Consider the following 18,713-nt stretch of genomic DNA (forward strand, 5'->3'; position numbering starts at 1 on the left):
GAGCACAACATGTCTGAAGTCGCTGTAGTGATTGGCGGTGGCCAAACGTTAGGAGCCTTCCTGTGCCATGGGCTGGCAGAAGCCGGTTACCGCGTGGCGGTGGCGGATCTGAGCGCTGACAACGCCCATCTGGTGGCACAGCAAATCAATCAGCAATACGGTGCCGATCGCGCCGTTGGGTTCCAGGCCGATGCCACCGATGAAGCCAGCGTTATCGCCCTGGCGGGTGCGGTTGATCGGGCTTTCGGCCAGGCGAATCTGCTGGTGTACAGCGCCGGGATTGCCAAAGCGGCGCCGATCACCGATTTCCAACTGGGGGATTTTGACCGCTCATTGCAGGTGAATCTGGTGGGGTATTTTCTCTGTGCCCGCGAGTTTTCGCGCCTGATGATCCGCGACGGCGTTGCCGGGCGCATCATTCAGATCAACTCCAAATCCGGCAAGGTCGGCAGCAAGCACAACTCTGGCTACAGCGCGGCCAAGTTCGGCGGCGTTGGGCTGACCCAATCGCTGGCGCTCGATCTGGCGGAATATGGCATTACCGTGCATTCATTAATGCTCGGTAACCTGCTGAAATCGCCAATGTTCCAGTCGTTGTTGCCGCAATACGCGCAGAAACTGGGGATCAAACCCGAAGACGTTGAGAAGTATTACACCGACAAGGTGCCGCTCAAACGCGGCTGTGATTATCAAGACGTGCTGAATACCCTGCTGTTTTACGCCAGCGATAAGGCGTCGTACTGCACCGGTCAGTCGATCAACATTACCGGCGGGCAAGTGATGTTCTGATATATATCGGCTAAGGGCGAGATTGTACCCCCTCACCCCAACCCTCTCCCCAAGGGAGAGGGAGCCGATAAATGCCACGGTTAAGGCTGGAGTAAAGCGGTGGCGCATACCGCCCCTTAGCCCAAGGGAAAACAAGTCGATAAATGCCACGGTTAACGCCGGAGTAAAACAGTGGCACATCCAGTCCCCTCTCCCTGTGGGAGAGGGCTAGGGTGAGGGGAAGATCACCTGATTTCCCCTTCATTTTTACACAGGAGCACAATCTTATGACCAGCGCACTTATTACCTTCGCCATTATCGCCTGGCTGATGCAAATCGCCCTCGGCTGGTGGCAGATCCAACGTTTCAACCGCGCCTTTGATCGCTTGTGCCAGTTGGGTGCCGTGGGCGTTGGCCGCTCCGGCGGGCGCTTCAAACCCCGCGTGATATTGGCGCTGGCGTTTGATCAACAGCAACGGGTGTGTGGCAGTATGCTGATGCGCGGCCTGACTATTTTCGCACAGCCTAAACAACTCACTGAGTTGCATGGCATGCGTCAGCAAGATTTATGCCCGGATGTGATCTTCCCCGAGGATCAATCATGCAAAACTGCACTATTGTTAGCGATTACACCGAAATCATGATATTTTCACACTAAAAGACATTACCTTTCATAGTGAATTATTCACCGAGAGGAATGGTCAACTCTTGTGAACAGGAATCGCTATGAAACCAAAGCAGCGGCAAGCCGCTATTCTTGAATACTTGCAGCAACATGGCAAAACGGCAGTGGATGCACTGGCAACACATTTTTCCACCACCGGCACCACCATCCGTAAAGATCTCACCCTGCTGGAAGAAGAGGGTGAGGTGATCCGCACCTACGGCGGTGTGGTGCTCAGCCGTGACGATGGCGATCAGCCCATCGATCGCAAAACCCACATCAATACCGAAAAGAAACGCCAGATCGCCTACGCCGCCATCAAACTGATCGACGACGGCGATTCGCTGATCTTCGACGCGGGCAGCACCGTATTGCAGATGGTGCCGCATCTGGCGCAGTTCAATAACATCACCGTGATGACCAACAGCCTGCATATCGTCAATGCGCTGGTGGAGCTGGACAACGACCAAACCATCCTGATGCCCGGTGGCACCTACCGCAAAAAATCGGCTTCGTTTCACGGCAGCCTGGCCGAATCGGCCTTCCACCAGTTCAGCTTTGATAAACTGTTTATCGGTGCCGACGGGGTCGATCTCAACGCGGGAGTCACCACCTTCAATGAGGTACACAACGTCAGCAAAGCCATGTGCGAAGCCGCCAGCCGCATTGTGCTGCTGGTCGATTCCTCCAAATTCGGCCGTAAAAGCCCGAACGTAGTGTGCGAACTGGGCGTAGTGGATACGCTGATCACCGATAAAGGCATCAACCCGAGTTACCTCGCCGCGTTGCAGGCGAAAGGCATCAATATCATTCTGGTAGGAGACTCCGATGAGTAACGCCACTGCCCTGCTCAACTTTGCCCGCGAAACGCTAGAGATTGAACTGGCGGAAGCACAACGCCTGCTGACCCGGCTGGACGATAATTTTGTCCGTGCCTGCGAACTACTATTGAACTGCCAAGGTAAAGCGGTGATTTCCGGCATCGGTAAATCCGGCCATATCGGCAAAAAGATTGCCGCATCGCTGGCCAGCACCGGCACGCCGTCGTTCTTCGTCCACCCTGCCGAAGCGCTGCATGGCGATCTCGGCATGATCGGTGCCGACGATGTGGTGATCTTTATCTCTTATTCCGGCCGCGCCAAAGAGCTGGATCTGATCCTGCCGTTGCTGGCCGAAAGCCAGATCCCGGTGATCGCCATCACCGGCGGCAAAGAATCCCCGCTGGCGCTGGGCGCGGCCTGCACCTTGGATATCAGCGTAGAGCGTGAGGCCTGCCCGATGGGATTGGCTCCCACTTCCAGCGCAGTTAACACCCTGATGATGGGCGATGCGTTGGCCATGGCGCTGATGCGCCAGCGCGGTTTCAACGCGGAAGATTTTGCCCGTTCTCACCCCGGCGGCAGTTTGGGTGCGCGCCTGTTAAACCGCGTCCACCATCTGATGCGCACCGGCGATCGCCTACCGGTAGTCAAAGAAAGCGTCAACGTGATGGAGGCGATGCTGGAACTGAGCCGCACCGGCCTTGGCCTGGTCGCGGTGTGTGATGCCCAGCAGAAAGTGGTGGGCGTGTTTACCGACGGCGACCTGCGCCGCTGGCTGGTGAAAGGCAATAGCCTCAACGATGCCTTAAGCCCGGCAATCACCCGCCCCGGTTATCGTTTGCCGGAACAATGGCGAGCCGGTGAAGCACTGGAAGCCCTGCACGAACAACACATCAGCGCGGCCCCGGTCGTTAATATCGATGGCGTGCTGGTCGGGGCGATCAACCTGCACGATCTGCATCAGGCTGGGGTTGGTTGAACTTGGTGCCGGGCGTTTCCTGCGCCCGGCCTGTTTCACCACCAGGCATGGAAATGGTGTACTGGCCCGATGCCTTGCCCCACTTCAAGGCTATCGGCCTGCTGCAAGGCCTGTTGCAGATAGGCTTTGGCTGCCGCCACCGTTTCAACCCAATTTTCATGGCGCGGACGCAATGCCGCCAGCGCGGCCGAAAGTGTGCAACCGGTGCCATGGGTATGCCGGGTCGCCACGCGCGGCGCAGTGAAACGCTGCTCCAGACTGGCGGTAAACAACCAATCCGGACTCTCACCTTCGTTCAAGTGCCCCCCTTTCATCAGCACCGCCTGGCAACCCATCGCCAGCAATGCCTGCCCCTGCTCGCGCATTTGCCGTTCGTTTTCAGCCGGTACGCAAGCCAGCAACGCCGCCGCTTCCGGCAAGTTGGGCGTAATGATGGAAACCAACGGCAATAATTCACGGCGGATAGATTCGACAGCTTCTGGTGCCAGCAGCGGATCGCCGCTTTTAGCCAGCATCACCGTATCAAGCACTACGTGCGGCAGCTGATAGTGACGCAGGCGTTCCGCCACCGCCGTGACGATCTCCGCATTCGCCAGCATGCCGATCTTGGCGCTGTCGATACGCACGTCGCTGAGCACAGAATCAAGCTGGGCAGCCACAAAGGCCGGATCGATGTGATATACCGACTGCACCCCTCGGGTGTTTTGCGCCACCAAGGCGGTGATCACGCTGGTGCCATAAGCCCCCAGCGCCGAGAACGTTTTCAGGTCGGCCTGAATCCCCGCACCACCGCTCGGATCGGTACCCGCAATGGTCAAAGCATTAATACGTTTCATTGCAGATCCTCTGGGGTCAGTTGGTAAAGCGCATCGAGAAACGCCGGGGTAAAGCTGCCGGGGCCGCTACAGCGTGCCACCGCACGTTCACCGCATAGCGACATCACCCGGCAAGCGGTGGCTACGTTATCCAACCGATCGCCCGGCAGGCTGCAAAAGGCAGCCACTACCGCAGACAGCGCGCAGCCGGTGCCCACCACCCGCGTCATCAGGATATCGCCACCGGTCACGGCCCAGTCACGCTCACCGTCGGTGATGTAATCCACCACCCCGCTCACCGCCACAATCGCACCGCTACTCTGGGCCAGTTCACGCGCTGCCGGTAACGCGGCCAGTGAGTCGTCATTGCTGTCGACGCCACGGCCGCTAGCCCGTAGACCGCTCAGCGCCATAATCTCCGACGCGTTACCGCGGATCGCCGCAGGCTGTAGCATCAGTAAACGCTGAGCAAAATCAGTGCGATAAGTCAAACCGCCCACCGCAACCGGATCCAACGCCCAAGGCTTGCCTGCGTGATTGGCAGCCTCGATAGCGGCCAGCATCGACTCGGCCCGCGCGCTGTGCAGCGTACCGATATTGATCAGCAACGCATCCGCCACACGGCTGAACTGTGCGGCCTCGGCAGGCTCGACCACCATCGCCGGAGAAGCCCCCAGGGCCAGTAGAACATTGGCGGTCAATTCCTGTACCACTTCGTTAGTCAGACAATGAATCAACGGGAGATGGCGTTTAAATTGGTGAAAACAGGCCGCGGCACGGATGCCGGGTAACACATCAGGTCGAGTCAACATATTGCTCCCAACCGGCGTTCAAGAAGGCGGGTACCGGTTGAGATACCGAGACTTCCCTACGCTGGTATTATCCAGATCAAGTCATTTGGCATAGTCTCACCAAATATCACCAAGGCTTAAAACTCATGATTTAAAACAACTTTCAACAAATCATCGTCTCAATTAGTTTCATGAAAACTCTTACAATCTCAGCGTTCCTTTGGTACATTTTGGGTACACAGAAAAACTGGATTATGCCAATGCTAAAAACCAAAACCGATGTCCAACGATTCTCAGTACCAGATGATAAGAGCATGAAAAAAGAGAACGTATTCAACAACGGTCTTACAGGTTTGTATCTTGTATCTCGTCGCAATCCCTCAGGTGTAATCACCAAAAGCTGGAGGTACATCGCTGCTGGGTTTGATATCACTTTAGGCACTTTCCCTGCGCATTCTCTGGAGGATGCCAAGCAATGGCACTGCCAGCAAGTTGCAAAAGTGAAAAGAGGCATTGCTCCGGGTAAAACTGATGCAGGTACACCGGCAAACATGGACGCACTTTTCACTGAATGGCTACAAATAAAATGCCCTGAAGCATCAAAAGCGAACAGAAAATCCATCTGGAACAAGCACTGCAAATCACTCTATGACCTACAGCCAGAAAAACTGACCTACCAGCATGTGTATATGTTACTCATCTCCTTAGGTGCAACCAATGCAGCGCATCGAGTATGCCAAATCGTTCGGGCTATGGTTTTATATGCGTTTCAGGCACATGGTATAGAGGGACAATCTGGTCAGCCAGTATATGTTCCTCAAAAATTATCTGAAGTGCATGATCGCAAAACTGTTGCTGCCGTGATCGGTAAAATACGAGAAAATTGCCTGAGTACAAAGCAGTACCACACTCTTTGGCACAGTCTTGGAGATACTCCATCACATGCGGCAATGCGTTTTCTGATGGTCACGGGGGCCAGGAAGAGTGAAGTTACGAAGATGACATGGTCCGAGCTGGATCTGGACGCTCAAATCTGGACTCTACCTGCCACAAGGACAAAAACCCGACAAGAACGCATCTACCCTCTCCCAGAGGTACTCATTGAGTTGTTAAAGGAATGGTCTTGGACTAGGAAAACCAACGATAGCCTTGTCTGGGGCTATATTGGTGAAACAACAATGGCACATTCGGCAGAACGTTTACGCCCGACTGTTGGTAATGACTTTACGACCCATGATATACGCCGTAGTGCCGCGTCATTGATGAGTGGTGAGGCAGGTATTGATCCAATGGTTGTTGATCTACTGTTGGGGCACAGTGTTAAAACGGTAACGTCCAAAATCCTTGCTACATACCAACCGAAGGCTTTTCAGGAAAACGTTAATAACGCTTGGCCTGTTTGGTTTAAGTGGTTTCAGATGAATATTATGAGGAAAAATCATAACCAAGAGGAATAATGTATTAACGCTATCACTTGATATGAGAGCATTTTTTCTCTTGCAACATCTCACTCGACACCACACGACCTGCGACGAACCGTGCGTACTGGCTTGGCTCGTCTTGGATGCCTCAGTGAAGTTGCAGAAGCTGTTTTAGGCCATTCACGTAAAGGTATCGAAGGTACATACGACCTTTTGCAAAAATGGGCGGATTATCTCGACACATTGAAAGCGTAAGTGTCTAGGCTGTGTCCCTCAATTACATATTCGTCGTAAAAACAGCCGAATACAGCCCAGTTGAACCATCGACAGGTAGTTCCTCGCCGTCTTTTCATAACGTGTCGCTATGCGGCGGTTTTCTTTCAGCAAACCAAAGCTTCTTTCTACAACATTGCGCCTACGATAAATCTCTTTATCAAATCGGGTTCGTCCATCTGTACTGGCCTTCTCATTCGACTTATGCGGAATAACGACCTTGATACCACTCCGCTTTAAGTCACTACGTAATGCCTTGTTTGAATAGGCTTTATCAGCGAGAACGGCCTTGCCTCGACGCTTCATAAAACCATTTTTTCTTAGAACGCCGATGCCATCTAATAACCGTAGCGCAAACTGACTTTCATGAGCTTGACCCGCACTCAGCACGATATTTAAAGGGAGCCCGTTTCCGTCTGTTGCCAGATGGATTTTGGTGCCATAACCGCCTCGTGAGCGACCCAGGCCATGATCACTGGCGATATCGGGATGTTTTTTTGGGCACCGGCAGCACAACGCATTGCACGAATATTGCTACCATCCAGAGAGATAGCCGACCAGTCGAGCAGCTTATGCTCATCAAGAATGGACAGTAACTTATTGAATATAGAGTTAATGATGCCTTTTTTTGCCCACCGGTTGAAACGGTTGTAGACGGTTTTCCATGACCCATAGCGTTCGGGTAAATCACGCCAGGGAGCCCCAGAGCACAGCACCCAAAACATGCCATTGATGACTTTACGGTGTTCACTATAGGGATGCCCAGGGCGCTGAGAGCGTTCTGGAGGTAATAATGGCAGGATGAGTGCCCATGCAGCATCAGGAAGATCGTAGCGAGCCATAGCGATAACTGTTTGAAAATTAGGTGATCAGTATACCATTTTTAATTGAGGGACACAGCCTAGCTCATGCACTGGCGTACCTGAGTCACTTTTTCCTCTGCTGATAGCGGCTAAACTCAATCATATAGCGCCGCTATCAGCATTAATAACACAGAGTCTTACTCAATCGTGTGTAAAAAAACAGCATTACTCTGGGATGATATACACACTGCCTTTATCATCCCGTTTCAGTAATGACCAGCAGGCACGGTGTTTTTTACCGTAGATATCTTCAAAGTCCGGCATTTTTTGTCCTACGCGAGTCTGAATATACTGGGTGGTGCCATTAACAATCGCCGCCCATTGGCCTGCATGAGGGGCGATTTCATCTGTCCAGCATTTGATACGTACTGGTTCGTATGATTTACCTATTTCCTCTTTATCCAGCAGGTCACTGGCTTCGTCAAAACGAGCGTACCACCTCATTGAAGATTCTTCATCAAACTGAAGCCCTTCATATTCGGAATAGAAATGCAGGCCATTATGACCATCTTGACGAACAGGGCGAATAAGTTGATTCACCTTCACCAGCAAAGGCGGCAACCCTTCGGTTTTCATTTCACCCAATGCAGGAGGAAGTTCCCCAGCTTTCAAGATAACGCCGTTATTGTAAGGCAATAGGCTGATTTCAGGCGTACTGACTAAACGACGCTTTAATTTCTCTTCTCCCCCTAACTTTTCCAGCCACGGCGTACCTAAAATAGTGTACCAGCAAGCCCCTTTAATGCCTTCGGTGGAGTTAACACCATCAAGAAAACCTAATGAATCCACCATGACACCAGAAAAGCGTTGTGCCAATGAGTATTCATGAGGGAACAGCCGGTAAAATTCTTGTGGTAGTGAGAAAGATATACCTGCATAACCACTTTCTACCGAAAAAGTATCACATAACCACAGTAACCAATTCTGGTAATATTGCTTACCATCAGGCTCTTTCAGCAAAGAAAATGGGAAAGTTAGCTTAATTGCAGATCTATCATTCTCATTATGAAAAATACGTTGCCCCAATAAAGATATTTCATAATCTGGTGCAATAAATTTTTCTGTTGCACTGGTTAAATACCAGTCAATAATTTCTTCGGGACTGGAATCAATAATTTCTTGTCGATACTTTTTATAATTATTTTCAGTGATCCCTACCCAACTGTTAGTGACGTGTTTTTTCAATTGAGACTTAAATTTCGCATAAAAACGATCCACACACTCCACCATTTTTTGGCGGACTTCTTGTGTATGACCATTTTTAAAAAATACGGTGATAATAAGTCCGAGATTGATGGCAGGTTGGCCATCCTTATACTTTAGCGAGGCTTCTGGTAACCATTTTTCAATGTAGTTCAACTCAAAATCCTGCAATTCCATACCTACTCCTGTTTAATGGGTTGCCAGTGCCGCCGTACCAGCTCCTGCACCGAGAATTGCCGCGAGGGTTTCCCATGCACTGATCGCTAGACGTACAATCAATAAAAATGCTCCTATAATCGCTTCCGGGATCCCCAACGTCACCACCAGAGCACCAATCCCTACTGCTACCAGAATGACGCCTACAGTTTTCGCCACATTGGTCAACACTTGAACCCAGTCTACTTGTTTCAGCATCTCCAACGTCATATCGGTGGCGTGTTGTATCGCCAGCCAAGCCGCCTGGATTTGTGCATTGCTCCAGGATTGAATGTGTTTGCCGGTTTTGCTGGCCCATACCCATGTCTGGCTACCCTGCCGGTACACCCATTCCCCACTGTCGTTTAGCCAGCCCGCCACGGAGCGAAGCGTCTGTTGCATCTCTGTTGATAACGCATTCCAGCCGTCGGCAGCACCCTGTAACACGCCTTCGCTAAGATCGGCGGCCGCTTTTCTGGCGTAAGTCCAAGGTTCAATCTTCGGTGCAACCGGAGTGGTCGGGGGGTGGGGCATAAAAATCGGTGGATAGAGGAACAGCGGCCAGTACTTCGCGCCACTGGTTTTCCAGGCTTTCATCGTGACATTCACCACCTGATCGACCCATTGCTGTTCTTCTGGACGGCAATCGTAGATTTCCAAAATAGTCATTTTGCTGCGGTTGTTTCCCACAATTTGCATGTAATCTCTATATTGTCCCCCCTTAAAGTCATCCCCCGGAAACTTCACTTCCACTAAACGGGCCAGATTATCGCTGTGCATATGGCCCTCATTGTCTGGCCCTGCCAGACCAGGCCAGCGATCCTGCTTGTCTTTCACAATAATCACATCTGGGCGGCGGTAGATCCCTTTACCGGTTTCTGGGAAAGGATTGAGCGTATGCCTTCTGTCTGCCCCTTTTTCCGTGATGCTCAGAAACGGGCGTGGTGGTGTGGTGCGCATATCGAACGACACCTCAGCCTTATAATACCAGCGGTAGCTGTGCGCTATTTCATCGACACGTATCAAGCCACTCATCATCAGTTGCTTCAGGCTCATTTGATACGTGCGGCCTTTCCGGCGGATCTCTGCCGACAAGCGTGGAAAGCGCATGGCATATTCCACTTTGATATGCAGATACTGGCGATTTTCGGTGGTCGGCAGGCGTGACTGCTTTTCCACCATTTCCACGCCGGTCGTAGTACAGTCCCATGCCTGACTGTTTTTACCGGCACTATCAGCAGGTGCGTCCAGACCAGTGGCTGTATCAGGTAAATCGGGCAGTTCCATTATGATGCAGTCTCCCTGAGTTCGGTAGCCAATAGTTGAGTGTCGGTTTCACCCGCAAACCACAGCGTTTCTTCTGGTTGCTGTGTCCGTTGCAGAATATGCAGTTCTACCTCTTCCTGCTGGCGGGTATAGACTGGGACGGAGCGACCTTCACTATCGCTATAACCGGTTATGGTCTGCCCAGAGGGAGTGATAAGGCGGTAAGGGGTATTAACCAGAATGTTACCCTGTTTATCCTGCAACTGGTAAATCGCGGAGTACATCGACACAGTGCCCATACGCGGCATTTGCAGTGGCAAACTCGCCGCGCCTGCCTTCGCCGTGCGTTTCACTTTGCGCACATACTGAGCGGTAGTGCCGTATTCAATTTTCCCCATCTCGATTTTCACATAGCTACCGCCGCCAATCAGCGTGATGCGCTTCTTCCCAGCAAACGAGATATCGTCGGCGGAGCTCAGGGTGAGTTTCTTCTCCGCAAACAGTCGCAGATTACCGTTCTGCGCCTGCATCTCTATCGACCCTTCACCGGTTTTCAGGCTCAGTTGCCCACTTCTGGCAAACAGCCCCAGCTTGTCACCGGCAAGGGCGGTCATATTACCCATTACGCCAACGCTGATATCGCCTCCGGCGTTGATGACCACGTTTTTGCTGGCTGCCAGTTGCATGTGTTCACCGCTGGTCACGGCTATCCCCTCTGGGGCAGAGAAATGCAGGGTGTCATTTAACGGTTTCAAACGCTGCTCAAACATGGCTATCTGGCTGTCGATATCCGCTTTCAGCGCCTCAGCCTGTTCGGCGGCGGCGTTGAGCTGCTGTATCTGGCGTAAGCAGATGTCGATTTCCTTCAGCGCGGTGGCCATATCTAGCACGTCACCCTGCGCCTTGGCTTGCCCGTCTGCACTGATAAACATCCCTTCCGCGACACGGATCACCCCGTATTCATCAGTACGTAGCTCAAAGCCTTTCCCACGCGGTTTATCCTGTGCATCCACCAGATGGCCGGTGTTTAACTGGCTCTTGCCAAATTCCGTGGCGAGCTTGATATGCTCCTCATTGCGCTTATCCTCCAGCCGCAGCTTGCTGTTGGCAGGGGTGCGCAGGACGTTGCGGGTGTGATTGTCGCGAGTGACGTGATCCGGGTGCGCCGAATCGTGCAGTGTATGGGCGATGTACGGCAAATCGATATCGCCGTTATGATAGGCAATAGCCACTTCCACGCCATCAATCAACGGGGTGTGCCAGCCGTAAACCTCGCCAGCATAGGGCTTCGCCTGCCGTAACCACAGGTAGGCATAACCCTGTTCGCTGTCATCACGGTCAAAATCCAGTTTTACCCGATAGCGGCCCTGCTCATCCAGCCAGGCGTAGGTATCGCGTTTCTCGCGGCTCTCGATGCGGGCTGGCAAGGTGCCGTGGATTTGTGGGCGCGGTACTTCCGCTGGTCGAAAACCGTAGCGTTCAGTGTAGGGCATACCCCACAGCGACATATGCAGCCGGGAATCACGCGAGGCTCGGAAGGTGGCGAGGGTGATAACCATCCCTTCTTGCAATGCGCGGATCACCTCTCCCTGCGGCTCCAATACCTGACCGGGCGTGAGGTGGGACGCATTACTGAACAGATGAATACGTGCGGATTGATTGAGTTCCCGCTCATGGTGAATACGGGCATAAAACGCCCCGCTTTCGGTTTCTGGCTCCAGAGCCGTGTTATCACCCGCGTCCCGATACGGTGCGGCGTAGCGGTAATGCTCTCCGGTGGTCACCGCGTCACTGCGCACGTTGACATGGGTATCCAGCGGGGTGCTGGCGGTGCGGTAGTTATAATCTCTGGCACTGACTCCACCCGTGACCACACGGTGCCAAGTGCGCACGCTCCACACCGATTCTTCCGCGCCATCGTACAAGCCAGCGGGTTCACGATAAGGCAAGCGGACATCAAACTGGTAATTCAACGGACTGTCGGCAAACAGCAGTTTTTCCTGCTCGGTCGCTGCCTGCATCTCAGAGCGAAACCAGATACCGACTTCCGCGAGGATGCGTTGGATAAACTGCAAATCAGTTTCACGCCATTGGGTGATGAGTTCACGCGGTGGATAGGCACATTCCAGCCCAAACTCAAAGTCTTGGCCTTCAAGAGCATGAGCACGTAATACCTGCTCCACCACTTCCGGCACCGATTGGTTCTGGTAAATCGCGCAACGGCGGGTGCGGGATAGCAAGGCAAGGCGGGATTCAAGTACAACACGGTAGTGTGACTGGTCAGCAGAAGTGGAAAGCCACTCGAACCCGGTGATAATACCGTGTACCACCTTGCCGCCATGCATCATTAGGCTGGCGTACTTCATCAATACTTGGTCAGGGGAGACATTCACCTGTGGGGTGGTGAATTCAATATTCCAGCTAAATGGCGCACTTAGGGCTTCACGCCCACGAAAGCGCAGGATATCCGGTTTGACCGGGCTGTCATTGATATTCAGGGTATAGAGGGATAGAGAAGAACCAAACCTTGCCACTGTGCTGTCCATAGACCTGCCACCTGTTATTCCATCATGCACCAGAGTGTAGCCTTGCATTCAAGCGTTTGATTGTAGGATGCCGATTTTATAAAGACAATAAACTCTGGTAGACAATGCACCGAAACTCACTGAAGTCTTAAGTACCAAGAAAGAAGCGTAGTAAAACTATGTTAAGCAGTGAACATGATGAAAAAGGCTGTGATTAACCGCCCCCTGCCGCCCAAGGGACAACGGGGTGAGACGTTGTTTTCTGGCACGAAAATATTGCGAGTTAACACAGACTACTTTTTTTAGGGTAGTTTGTGTGTGAGCCCCTGCCATAAAAGGATGCAGCATTTTTTACCTGCATAAACACGCAGCTTTTCGGATAACACGACTATCGGTTGATTCATTGTTAAAAACAGAGACAATCATTGGCCTCTATGTTGAGTTTTTTGCTCTCAAATTTTACCGGAGTAAAACTACCGAAGAGATGGTTGCCTGTGACCGATACTTGTTGATCAGCACCGATCCAACTGGTGTAAAGCATAAGGCGGCAAACTCAACCAGCTTGCGATCTCTAATAGGTAGCGCTGAGCGAGCACTAACCAAGGGTAAGAAAAGGTATGAGTGAGATTAACATCCCTCGCGGCGAGCGAGATGCTTTGAAAGCTATTGATATCGACGTATTGGATAAGCTCGTCGAACAGTGTTTTTATGATGAGCAAGTTGGTGCTTTGAGGGGGCTTCGACTTGAGGCTTGCGGGCCGTACGTTGCCTCAAAATTCCGAGGATATGAAAAGGCTCTCGCGGATCACCACAAGGCGAAAGCGGCAAAAAAGCGGGCTGAGACGGAATACAGCTCCCGCCGCGCAGGGAGTGATTTAGTTCATGCAATTCAGCAGATGAAATACCGGGCGGAAACGGAAGAGAAGGAAGAACAGTTTTTCTACGTAGATGACCGAATCATGCAGCCCCACAGTTTTAGTGACCGTATTACTGTTCAAATCAGTTACCAATGGCGCAAATCGATCGAGGATGAATGGGCATACGGTAGCATAACCTTTTCTCACAACGTTGACTTGCGACCCGACTACACGGTACCACTACCAAATCGGAAACCGAGCGCTGCAAAACAAGAGCAGGAACGCCAAGAAAAACCATATCGGGAATGGGATTATCTGAAGGGTTTAGGGCTCTATGCGGTCAAAAAATATTTTAAGGCAGGCCATGATGGAGCCAAGATCCCACAAACATTTCAGGCGATACCAGCACCCTATACTCGAGGGTTGAATAACTACAGCGCCCAGTTCTGGCCAGTGTTATCTTGACCCCCTAAGTTACTACGCAGACAGTCAGCTCAGTGTTCGAAGCGGACGTATGTATAATCGAAAAATTACTACCTGAGTAAGCGACAACAATTTCAATCTTGTGATATAAAAGAAAAACATTAAAAGCGGGAGGCTTTTGTGCATCATAGAGGCCACCAGTAGTCAGAATTGATACCATGTAGTGTCGCTCAAGGGATTTGTACTTGAGCAACAAACTAGATATTATTTAATTAAGGAAATTGTATGTCTAAAATCGTTGAGGATTTAAAGTTAGCACTGACAACTGACCACAACTTAATGATTACGGAAGAGCTAACTGAAGAGCAAGCATTAAAGATAGCAACTGACCTACATCAATTAAATCGAAAGCCTACAGACAGCGAAGCTAAAGGTATAATTGAAAGATATTACGACGGGAAAATATTAAGTGCAGCATTTGAAAGTCGAGACCAAGTAAGAACAAACGTGTTGCAATTGACTATTTTAAAAATGATTCAAGATCAAAAAAGCAATAGCAAGGAATAATCACTCATGAAACTGGAAGATTTAGTTCAGAATCAAAACGAAACAATTGATTCACTCTATAATGAATATGATTCAATTATGATAGAAATAAAATCTTCCAGTCCTGATAAGGAGAAAATTGAAAAACTAAATGAAGCTGGAACGAATTTATTTAATTTCATGGACAGATGTCATGCAGATTTGAATGCAGCAGAAGAAAGTGATGGCAACGAAAAAGAATCTCAATTAATTGATTTATCAGGACTTTTTCATGATGCCTTTGAAACAACAATACCGAACCACTATTTGATAATGCGTGCGTACTATGGCGAGAATTATGGCCCTAGCCAACATGCTTTCTCAGGCATGCAGCAACTGTTAGTGCAACTCAAGAATAAAGATGATATTGCCAAACTGAAAAAAAATTGTATAGCCAACAGATTACCTGTGAAAGGTTTTGATATAAAAAGAAAGTTTAAAATGACTAAAACACATGAGCGTATTTGCTCCATGATATTCGCGATTCTAAGTATTGTTGGTATGGTACTGCTTTTAATATTTTTAGATATCGATGATGAATCCAAGGTTAAATTTAATATATTGAGTGTTGTAATTTCTCTTTTAGGTGGAATGGGCGCTGCCTTATTGTCAGGGGCATTAAATTTAAAAATAAAAGATACTACAGCAACCTCAGGTTTTGGTGTATTTATTATAATATTATGTATTTTACAAGGCGTGCGTATTTTTTAAAAGAATGTGCGTGAAGTTGAGACATTCTGTATAATAGGCAGGTCGGTTGAGTCAAAAAGTAACAGTGTGGCCGACAGCAATCGCGTTCCACCATCGAGACAGTCTGCGTACTAGGGTGTATCCCGTAATTTGTTCTTTGTACAATTTAGTATCGTTATAGCGGCGAAAGAGTCACTTGAAACTCTGATAACTGTGTAAAAAATACTCGAAATTGAACCAATTTTTGCACTTTAATAGAGATTTTCACCGCTTCCCTAAACATGTGGAAAGGTTAAGTTAAGGGACACAGCCTAGGCTGTGTCCCTCAATTACATATTCGTCGTAAAAACAGCCGAATACAGCCCAGTTGAACCATCGACAGGTAGTTCCTCGCCGTCTTTTCATAACGTGTCGCTATGCGGCGGTTTTCTTTCAGCAAACCAAAGCTTCTTTCTACAACATTGCGCCTACGATAAATCTCTTTATCAAATCGGGTTCGTCCATCTGTACTGGCCTTCTCATTCGACTTATGCGGAATAACGACCTTGATACCACTCCGCTTTAAGTCACTACGTAATGCCTTGTTTGAATAGGCTTTATCAGCGAGAACGGCCTTGCCTCGACGCTTCATAAAACCATTTTTTCTTAGAACGCCGATGCCATCTAATAACCGTAGCGCAAACTGACTTTCATGAGCTTGACCCGCACTCAGCACGATATTTAAAGGGAGCCCGTTTCCGTCTGTTGCCAGATGGATTTTGGTGCCATAACCGCCTCGTGAGCGACCCAGGCCATGATCACTGGCGATATCGGGATGTTTTTTTGGGCACCGGCAGCACAACGCATTGCACGAATATTGCTACCATCCAGAGAGATAGCCGACCAGTCGAGCAGCTTATGCTCATCAAGAATGGACAGTAACTTATTGAATATAGAGTTAATGATGCCTTTTTTTGCCCACCGGTTGAAACGGTTGTAGACGGTTTTCCATGACCCATAGCGTTCGGGTAAATCACGCCAGGGAGCCCCAGAGCACAGCACCCAAAACATGCCATTGATGACTTTACGGTGTTCACTATAGGGATGCCCAGGGCGCTGAGAGCGTTCTGGAGGTAATAATGGCAGGATGAGTGCCCATGCAGCATCAGGAAGATCGTAGCGAGCCATAGCGATAACTGTTTGAAAATTAGGTGATCAGTATACCATTTTTAATTGAGGGACACAGCCTAGCTTCCACTTCATGTTTCAGTGGGTAGACTTGAACATCAGATAGTATCCATGTACAAATCTGCTCCAGCAGGGAAGGCATTCAGAACTACGCCCTCCCCACATCAAGCTAAAGAATCATCGCAGCCAGATCACTCACTCTTATGCTTGAGCGCCAACTTCAGGTAAGGGTGATGCCATTCAATAGGCTCACTACTGACCAGTCCATCATGCTCAATCGATCCACATACCCCAGGATTAGCAAGAATGGTATCATAGATAGCATGGCTTTCTATGCCCTGAAGCATATGAGCCAATATCTTACCCCACTCACTAGCCTTTACCGGTTCATTCTTCTTCACTCTCAATAAATAGGTCTGCCTTACCGCATTGCGGATAGCCAGTCCACGACCTGGACAATTCACGCCTTGACTAATATAAATAGCGATGAGCTTCTCTAGCTTACGTTTAATCGGTGAGATATACTCGCCCCATAATCTTAATTTCTTTGCCGCCACATCATATCCATACTCATCGCACAGTATAGCGAAGGAACTACTCTTGGGTGATAATCTGACCTGACAGAGAGAGAACAAGCAGGAATAGAGTAATGTTTTTGCGGATTGGCTGGATATATCAAACCGCTCCATTATCTTTTCCTTGGACAGCTCATTTAGACGACTACACTTGATACCGTATTTCTCAAGCTCCCCTTTGAGAATATTGAACTGGCTACTCTCTATGTCATAATTATATCCTTCAAATATTTCCCATTTGAGGCTTGATTTCATGCCCTGAAAACCACGGTGTTGCTCAAATGAGCGGGTTCCTTTAGAGGAAAGCTTATATTCTGGATAATACTCAACAATCAGAGGTACACTACTGATCATCCGGCAACCACGGGATACAAGGTGACTAATAAAATGTGCTTTATGGGCAGCCTCTATTTCATCTTTCGGTTCAAAGTCACGCCACTTATCAAGGTTAATACGTAACCCGCCCATGTTTGAATAGACTTCTTTCATATACTTGACGGTTTCACGTGAAGCATGACGGGTTTTATGCTTAGGCTTCTTCATTTGATTCAAAGCCCGGCCTATCATATCATCGAAACTAAGTGTCTTTTTATCACTAACTTTTAAAGCCGTGGACAGATAAATATAACGGTCTTCGTTCGCCATATACTCGCGGTGATTAAAATCACCGAACCAGCGCTTAATATACTCTTTACTCAACGCAAACTCACGACACTTCTTCATGCCGACATGATGCCGCTTTATCTTAATAATCCCTTCCTTTTCCAGAAGCTCTAACGCTCTTTTACATACAAGGTGCTTTGACTGCTTAAATACAAACGGTAATTTCTTTTTACCTAACTTACTGGAGAAAGGAGCGTAAACTGTATACGGATCATCCTCTGGGGTTTGAACCGAGTACAATAAGACGTTACAGATAAGATGCTGCAAGAACCCTTGGATATCCGCATAGAAGCGGGGAGCTTGCCGCTTATCTTTACCCGTAAATTTTATTTTATAAACGTCGGCAATAAAAGCATCATACGTTTCTGATGTCACAAGTATACCACGGGAAATTAAATAACCCTTCATAAATTCACCTTGAATTAAAAAAGTGTATAATCGACGTGACATTACTCACGTAATGCCAACGTCTCCTGAAAGTAAAAATACATAACGCAATATATACACGTGTATGTTTTACAACATGAATTACACAAATTTTTTTAATCGCAAGATTGAACAGTAAAAAATAACAACCTTGTAGAACAACCTCTAGACAACCAAGACTATATAAACGAGCATGATAATATAGCCATTATAACACCCCCCTATACCCCCCCCATATGGTTATGGTTATGGTTATGGTTATGGTTATGGTTATGGTTATGGTTATGGTTATGGTTATGGTTATGGTTATGGTTATGGTTATGGTTATGGTTATGGTTAACTAGTAGTACCTCCATAAGATCATGGCTATTATTAATTTTTTCTCACGTTAAACCATGAGATGTGAAATTATGAACGTACACGCGTATGGCCTTTAGTATGGCAAGAGCCATATATAATAATATAGGCATATACAGTGGTTTATATACTCTACTGATGATATAGGTATATCTACCAGCTCTTTAGACGAATATACTGATCTCAATATAGATAAATGATTTCTGCGCTATGGACGGAACCATGATTTACCGGATGTAAGGCCATACTCTTGCTTAATATGTAGATATGAATAATGGCAGGAAACATTGGTGGAGCGCACATACTCTGCTGGATCAATCTATCATCTCGGAAGCTGCGGCATGCATTTTCCAATCCTTGAATTTCATTCGCGAATAACATTAATG

The 18,713-nt window shown here is 48.9% G+C and carries 16 protein-coding genes and 1 pseudogene; 9 read left to right on the plus strand and 8 right to left on the minus strand.

The window, feature by feature from the left end; translation table 11 throughout:
• Window positions 1–9: 9 nt before the first annotated feature.
• From srlD to gutQ, 4 genes are all read left to right on the plus strand, one after another.
• A complete protein-coding gene (gene srlD / locus ACX9GT_RS18165) occupies window positions 10–789 on the plus strand; it encodes a sorbitol-6-phosphate dehydrogenase (protein ID WP_473188076.1) in 780 nt (259 codons plus the stop codon).
• Window positions 790–1,055: 266 nt separating this feature from the next.
• On the plus strand, window positions 1,056–1,412 hold the full coding sequence (gutM, locus tag ACX9GT_RS18170; RefSeq protein ID WP_473188077.1) for a transcriptional regulator GutM: 357 nt from the start codon (window positions 1,056–1,058) through the stop codon (window positions 1,410–1,412).
• Between the two features lie 82 nt (window positions 1,413–1,494).
• Complete coding sequence (gene srlR / locus ACX9GT_RS18175; RefSeq protein ID WP_473188078.1) at window positions 1,495–2,268, plus strand: glucitol operon DNA-binding transcriptional repressor SrlR; 774 nt, start codon at window positions 1,495–1,497, stop codon at window positions 2,266–2,268.
• The gene (gene gutQ, locus ACX9GT_RS18180) at window positions 2,261–3,232 is read left to right on the plus strand and encodes an arabinose-5-phosphate isomerase GutQ (protein WP_473188079.1); all 972 of its coding nucleotides are present in this window, start codon (window positions 2,261–2,263) and stop codon (window positions 3,230–3,232) included. The genes srlR and gutQ overlap by 8 nt, the downstream gene beginning before the upstream one ends.
• Window positions 3,233–3,267: 35 nt before the next feature.
• On the opposite strand, the gene thiD is transcribed toward gutQ, so the two are convergent.
• Window positions 3,268–4,068: a bifunctional hydroxymethylpyrimidine kinase/phosphomethylpyrimidine kinase gene (gene thiD, locus ACX9GT_RS18185; RefSeq protein ID WP_473188080.1), complete on the minus strand. Its 801-nt coding sequence runs from the start codon at window positions 4,066–4,068 to the stop codon at window positions 3,268–3,270.
• Complete coding sequence (gene thiM / locus ACX9GT_RS18190; protein ID WP_473188081.1) at window positions 4,065–4,859, minus strand: hydroxyethylthiazole kinase; 795 nt, start codon at window positions 4,857–4,859, stop codon at window positions 4,065–4,067. Before thiM ends, thiD begins: the two co-directional genes overlap by 4 nt.
• Before the next feature lie 239 nt (window positions 4,860–5,098).
• Between thiM and ACX9GT_RS18195 the strand changes: the two genes are divergently transcribed.
• The gene (locus ACX9GT_RS18195) at window positions 5,099–6,295 is read left to right on the plus strand and encodes a tyrosine-type recombinase/integrase (RefSeq protein ID WP_473188082.1); all 1,197 of its coding nucleotides are present in this window, start codon (window positions 5,099–5,101) and stop codon (window positions 6,293–6,295) included.
• A 51-nt stretch (window positions 6,296–6,346) separates the two neighbouring features.
• A pseudogene (locus tag ACX9GT_RS18200) lies at window positions 6,347–6,514 on the plus strand (tyrosine-type recombinase/integrase); the annotation flags it as partial.
• 18 nt (window positions 6,515–6,532) lie between these two features.
• Here the strand turns inward: ACX9GT_RS18200 and ACX9GT_RS18205 are convergent.
• From ACX9GT_RS18205 to ACX9GT_RS18220, 4 genes are all read right to left on the minus strand, one after another.
• Window positions 6,533–7,374 (minus strand): IS5 family transposase gene (locus tag ACX9GT_RS18205; RefSeq protein WP_473188083.1). Its coding sequence is split into 2 segments (ribosomal slippage): window positions 6,533–7,032 and window positions 7,032–7,374, totalling 843 coding nucleotides; the frame shifts between segments, so codons are not numbered across the junction.
• Window positions 7,375–7,560: 186 nt separating this feature from the next.
• Entirely contained in the window at window positions 7,561–8,775 is a 1,215-nt protein-coding gene (locus tag ACX9GT_RS18210; protein ID WP_473188084.1) for a DUF3396 domain-containing protein, read from the minus strand.
• A 12-nt stretch (window positions 8,776–8,787) separates the two neighbouring features.
• The gene (locus tag ACX9GT_RS18215; RefSeq protein WP_473188085.1) at window positions 8,788–10,080 is read right to left on the minus strand and encodes a VRR-NUC domain-containing protein; all 1,293 of its coding nucleotides are present in this window, start codon (window positions 10,078–10,080) and stop codon (window positions 8,788–8,790) included.
• A complete protein-coding gene (locus ACX9GT_RS18220; protein WP_473188086.1) occupies window positions 10,080–12,605 on the minus strand; it encodes a type VI secretion system Vgr family protein in 2,526 nt (841 codons plus the stop codon). The genes ACX9GT_RS18215 and ACX9GT_RS18220 overlap by 1 nt, the downstream gene beginning before the upstream one ends.
• A 596-nt stretch (window positions 12,606–13,201) precedes the next feature.
• Here ACX9GT_RS18220 and ACX9GT_RS18225 point away from each other — a divergent pair.
• The 3 genes from ACX9GT_RS18225 (at window position 13,202) to ACX9GT_RS18235 (ending at window position 15,160) form a co-directional block, all read left to right on the plus strand.
• Entirely contained in the window at window positions 13,202–13,906 is a 705-nt protein-coding gene (locus ACX9GT_RS18225) for a hypothetical protein (RefSeq protein WP_473188087.1), read from the plus strand.
• A gap of 243 nt (window positions 13,907–14,149) precedes the next feature.
• Window positions 14,150–14,431, plus strand: a complete 282-nt coding sequence (locus ACX9GT_RS18230; protein WP_473188088.1) for a hypothetical protein — start codon at window positions 14,150–14,152, stop codon at window positions 14,429–14,431.
• A gap of 6 nt (window positions 14,432–14,437) precedes the next feature.
• Window positions 14,438–15,160 carry a hypothetical protein gene (locus ACX9GT_RS18235; protein ID WP_473188089.1) on the plus strand — a complete coding sequence of 241 codons (723 nt, stop codon included), beginning with the start codon at window positions 14,438–14,440 and terminating at the stop codon, window positions 15,158–15,160.
• 304 nt (window positions 15,161–15,464) lie between these two features.
• On the opposite strand, the gene ACX9GT_RS18240 is transcribed toward ACX9GT_RS18235, so the two are convergent.
• Window positions 15,465–16,306 (minus strand): IS5 family transposase gene (locus ACX9GT_RS18240; RefSeq protein WP_473188083.1). Its coding sequence is split into 2 segments (ribosomal slippage): window positions 15,465–15,964 and window positions 15,964–16,306, totalling 843 coding nucleotides; the frame shifts between segments, so codons are not numbered across the junction.
• 191 nt (window positions 16,307–16,497) lie between these two features.
• Window positions 16,498–17,952, minus strand: coding sequence for a hypothetical protein (locus tag ACX9GT_RS18245; protein WP_473188090.1), 1,455 nt, complete (start codon window positions 17,950–17,952; stop codon window positions 16,498–16,500).
• Window positions 17,953–18,713: the final 761 nt, after the last annotated feature.

This window comes from Serratia sp. YWN4 (assembly GCF_055790845.1).

Excerpts from the sequence above, each read along its gene's own strand:
- srlD (WP_473188076.1), top strand. The coding sequence starts at position 10 with ATGTCTGAAGTCGCTGTAGTGATTGGCGGTGGCCAAACGTTAGGAGCC.
- gutM (WP_473188077.1), top strand. The coding sequence starts at position 1,056 with ATGACCAGCGCACTTATTACCTTCGCCATTATCGCCTGGCTGATGCAA.
- srlR (WP_473188078.1), top strand. The coding sequence starts at position 1,495 with ATGAAACCAAAGCAGCGGCAAGCCGCTATTCTTGAATACTTGCAGCAA.
- gutQ (WP_473188079.1), top strand. The coding sequence starts at position 2,261 with ATGAGTAACGCCACTGCCCTGCTCAACTTTGCCCGCGAAACGCTAGAG.
- thiD (WP_473188080.1), bottom strand. The coding sequence starts at position 4,068 with ATGAAACGTATTAATGCTTTGACCATTGCGGGTACCGATCCGAGCGGT.
- thiM (WP_473188081.1), bottom strand. The coding sequence starts at position 4,859 with ATGTTGACTCGACCTGATGTGTTACCCGGCATCCGTGCCGCGGCCTGT.
- ACX9GT_RS18195 (WP_473188082.1), top strand. The coding sequence starts at position 5,099 with ATGCTAAAAACCAAAACCGATGTCCAACGATTCTCAGTACCAGATGAT.
- ACX9GT_RS18210 (WP_473188084.1), bottom strand. The coding sequence starts at position 8,775 with ATGGAATTGCAGGATTTTGAGTTGAACTACATTGAAAAATGGTTACCA.
- ACX9GT_RS18215 (WP_473188085.1), bottom strand. The coding sequence starts at position 10,080 with ATGGAACTGCCCGATTTACCTGATACAGCCACTGGTCTGGACGCACCT.
- ACX9GT_RS18220 (WP_473188086.1), bottom strand. The coding sequence starts at position 12,605 with ATGGACAGCACAGTGGCAAGGTTTGGTTCTTCTCTATCCCTCTATACC.
- ACX9GT_RS18225 (WP_473188087.1), top strand. The coding sequence starts at position 13,202 with ATGAGTGAGATTAACATCCCTCGCGGCGAGCGAGATGCTTTGAAAGCT.
- ACX9GT_RS18230 (WP_473188088.1), top strand. The coding sequence starts at position 14,150 with ATGTCTAAAATCGTTGAGGATTTAAAGTTAGCACTGACAACTGACCAC.
- ACX9GT_RS18235 (WP_473188089.1), top strand. The coding sequence starts at position 14,438 with ATGAAACTGGAAGATTTAGTTCAGAATCAAAACGAAACAATTGATTCA.
- ACX9GT_RS18245 (WP_473188090.1), bottom strand. The coding sequence starts at position 17,952 with ATGAAGGGTTATTTAATTTCCCGTGGTATACTTGTGACATCAGAAACG.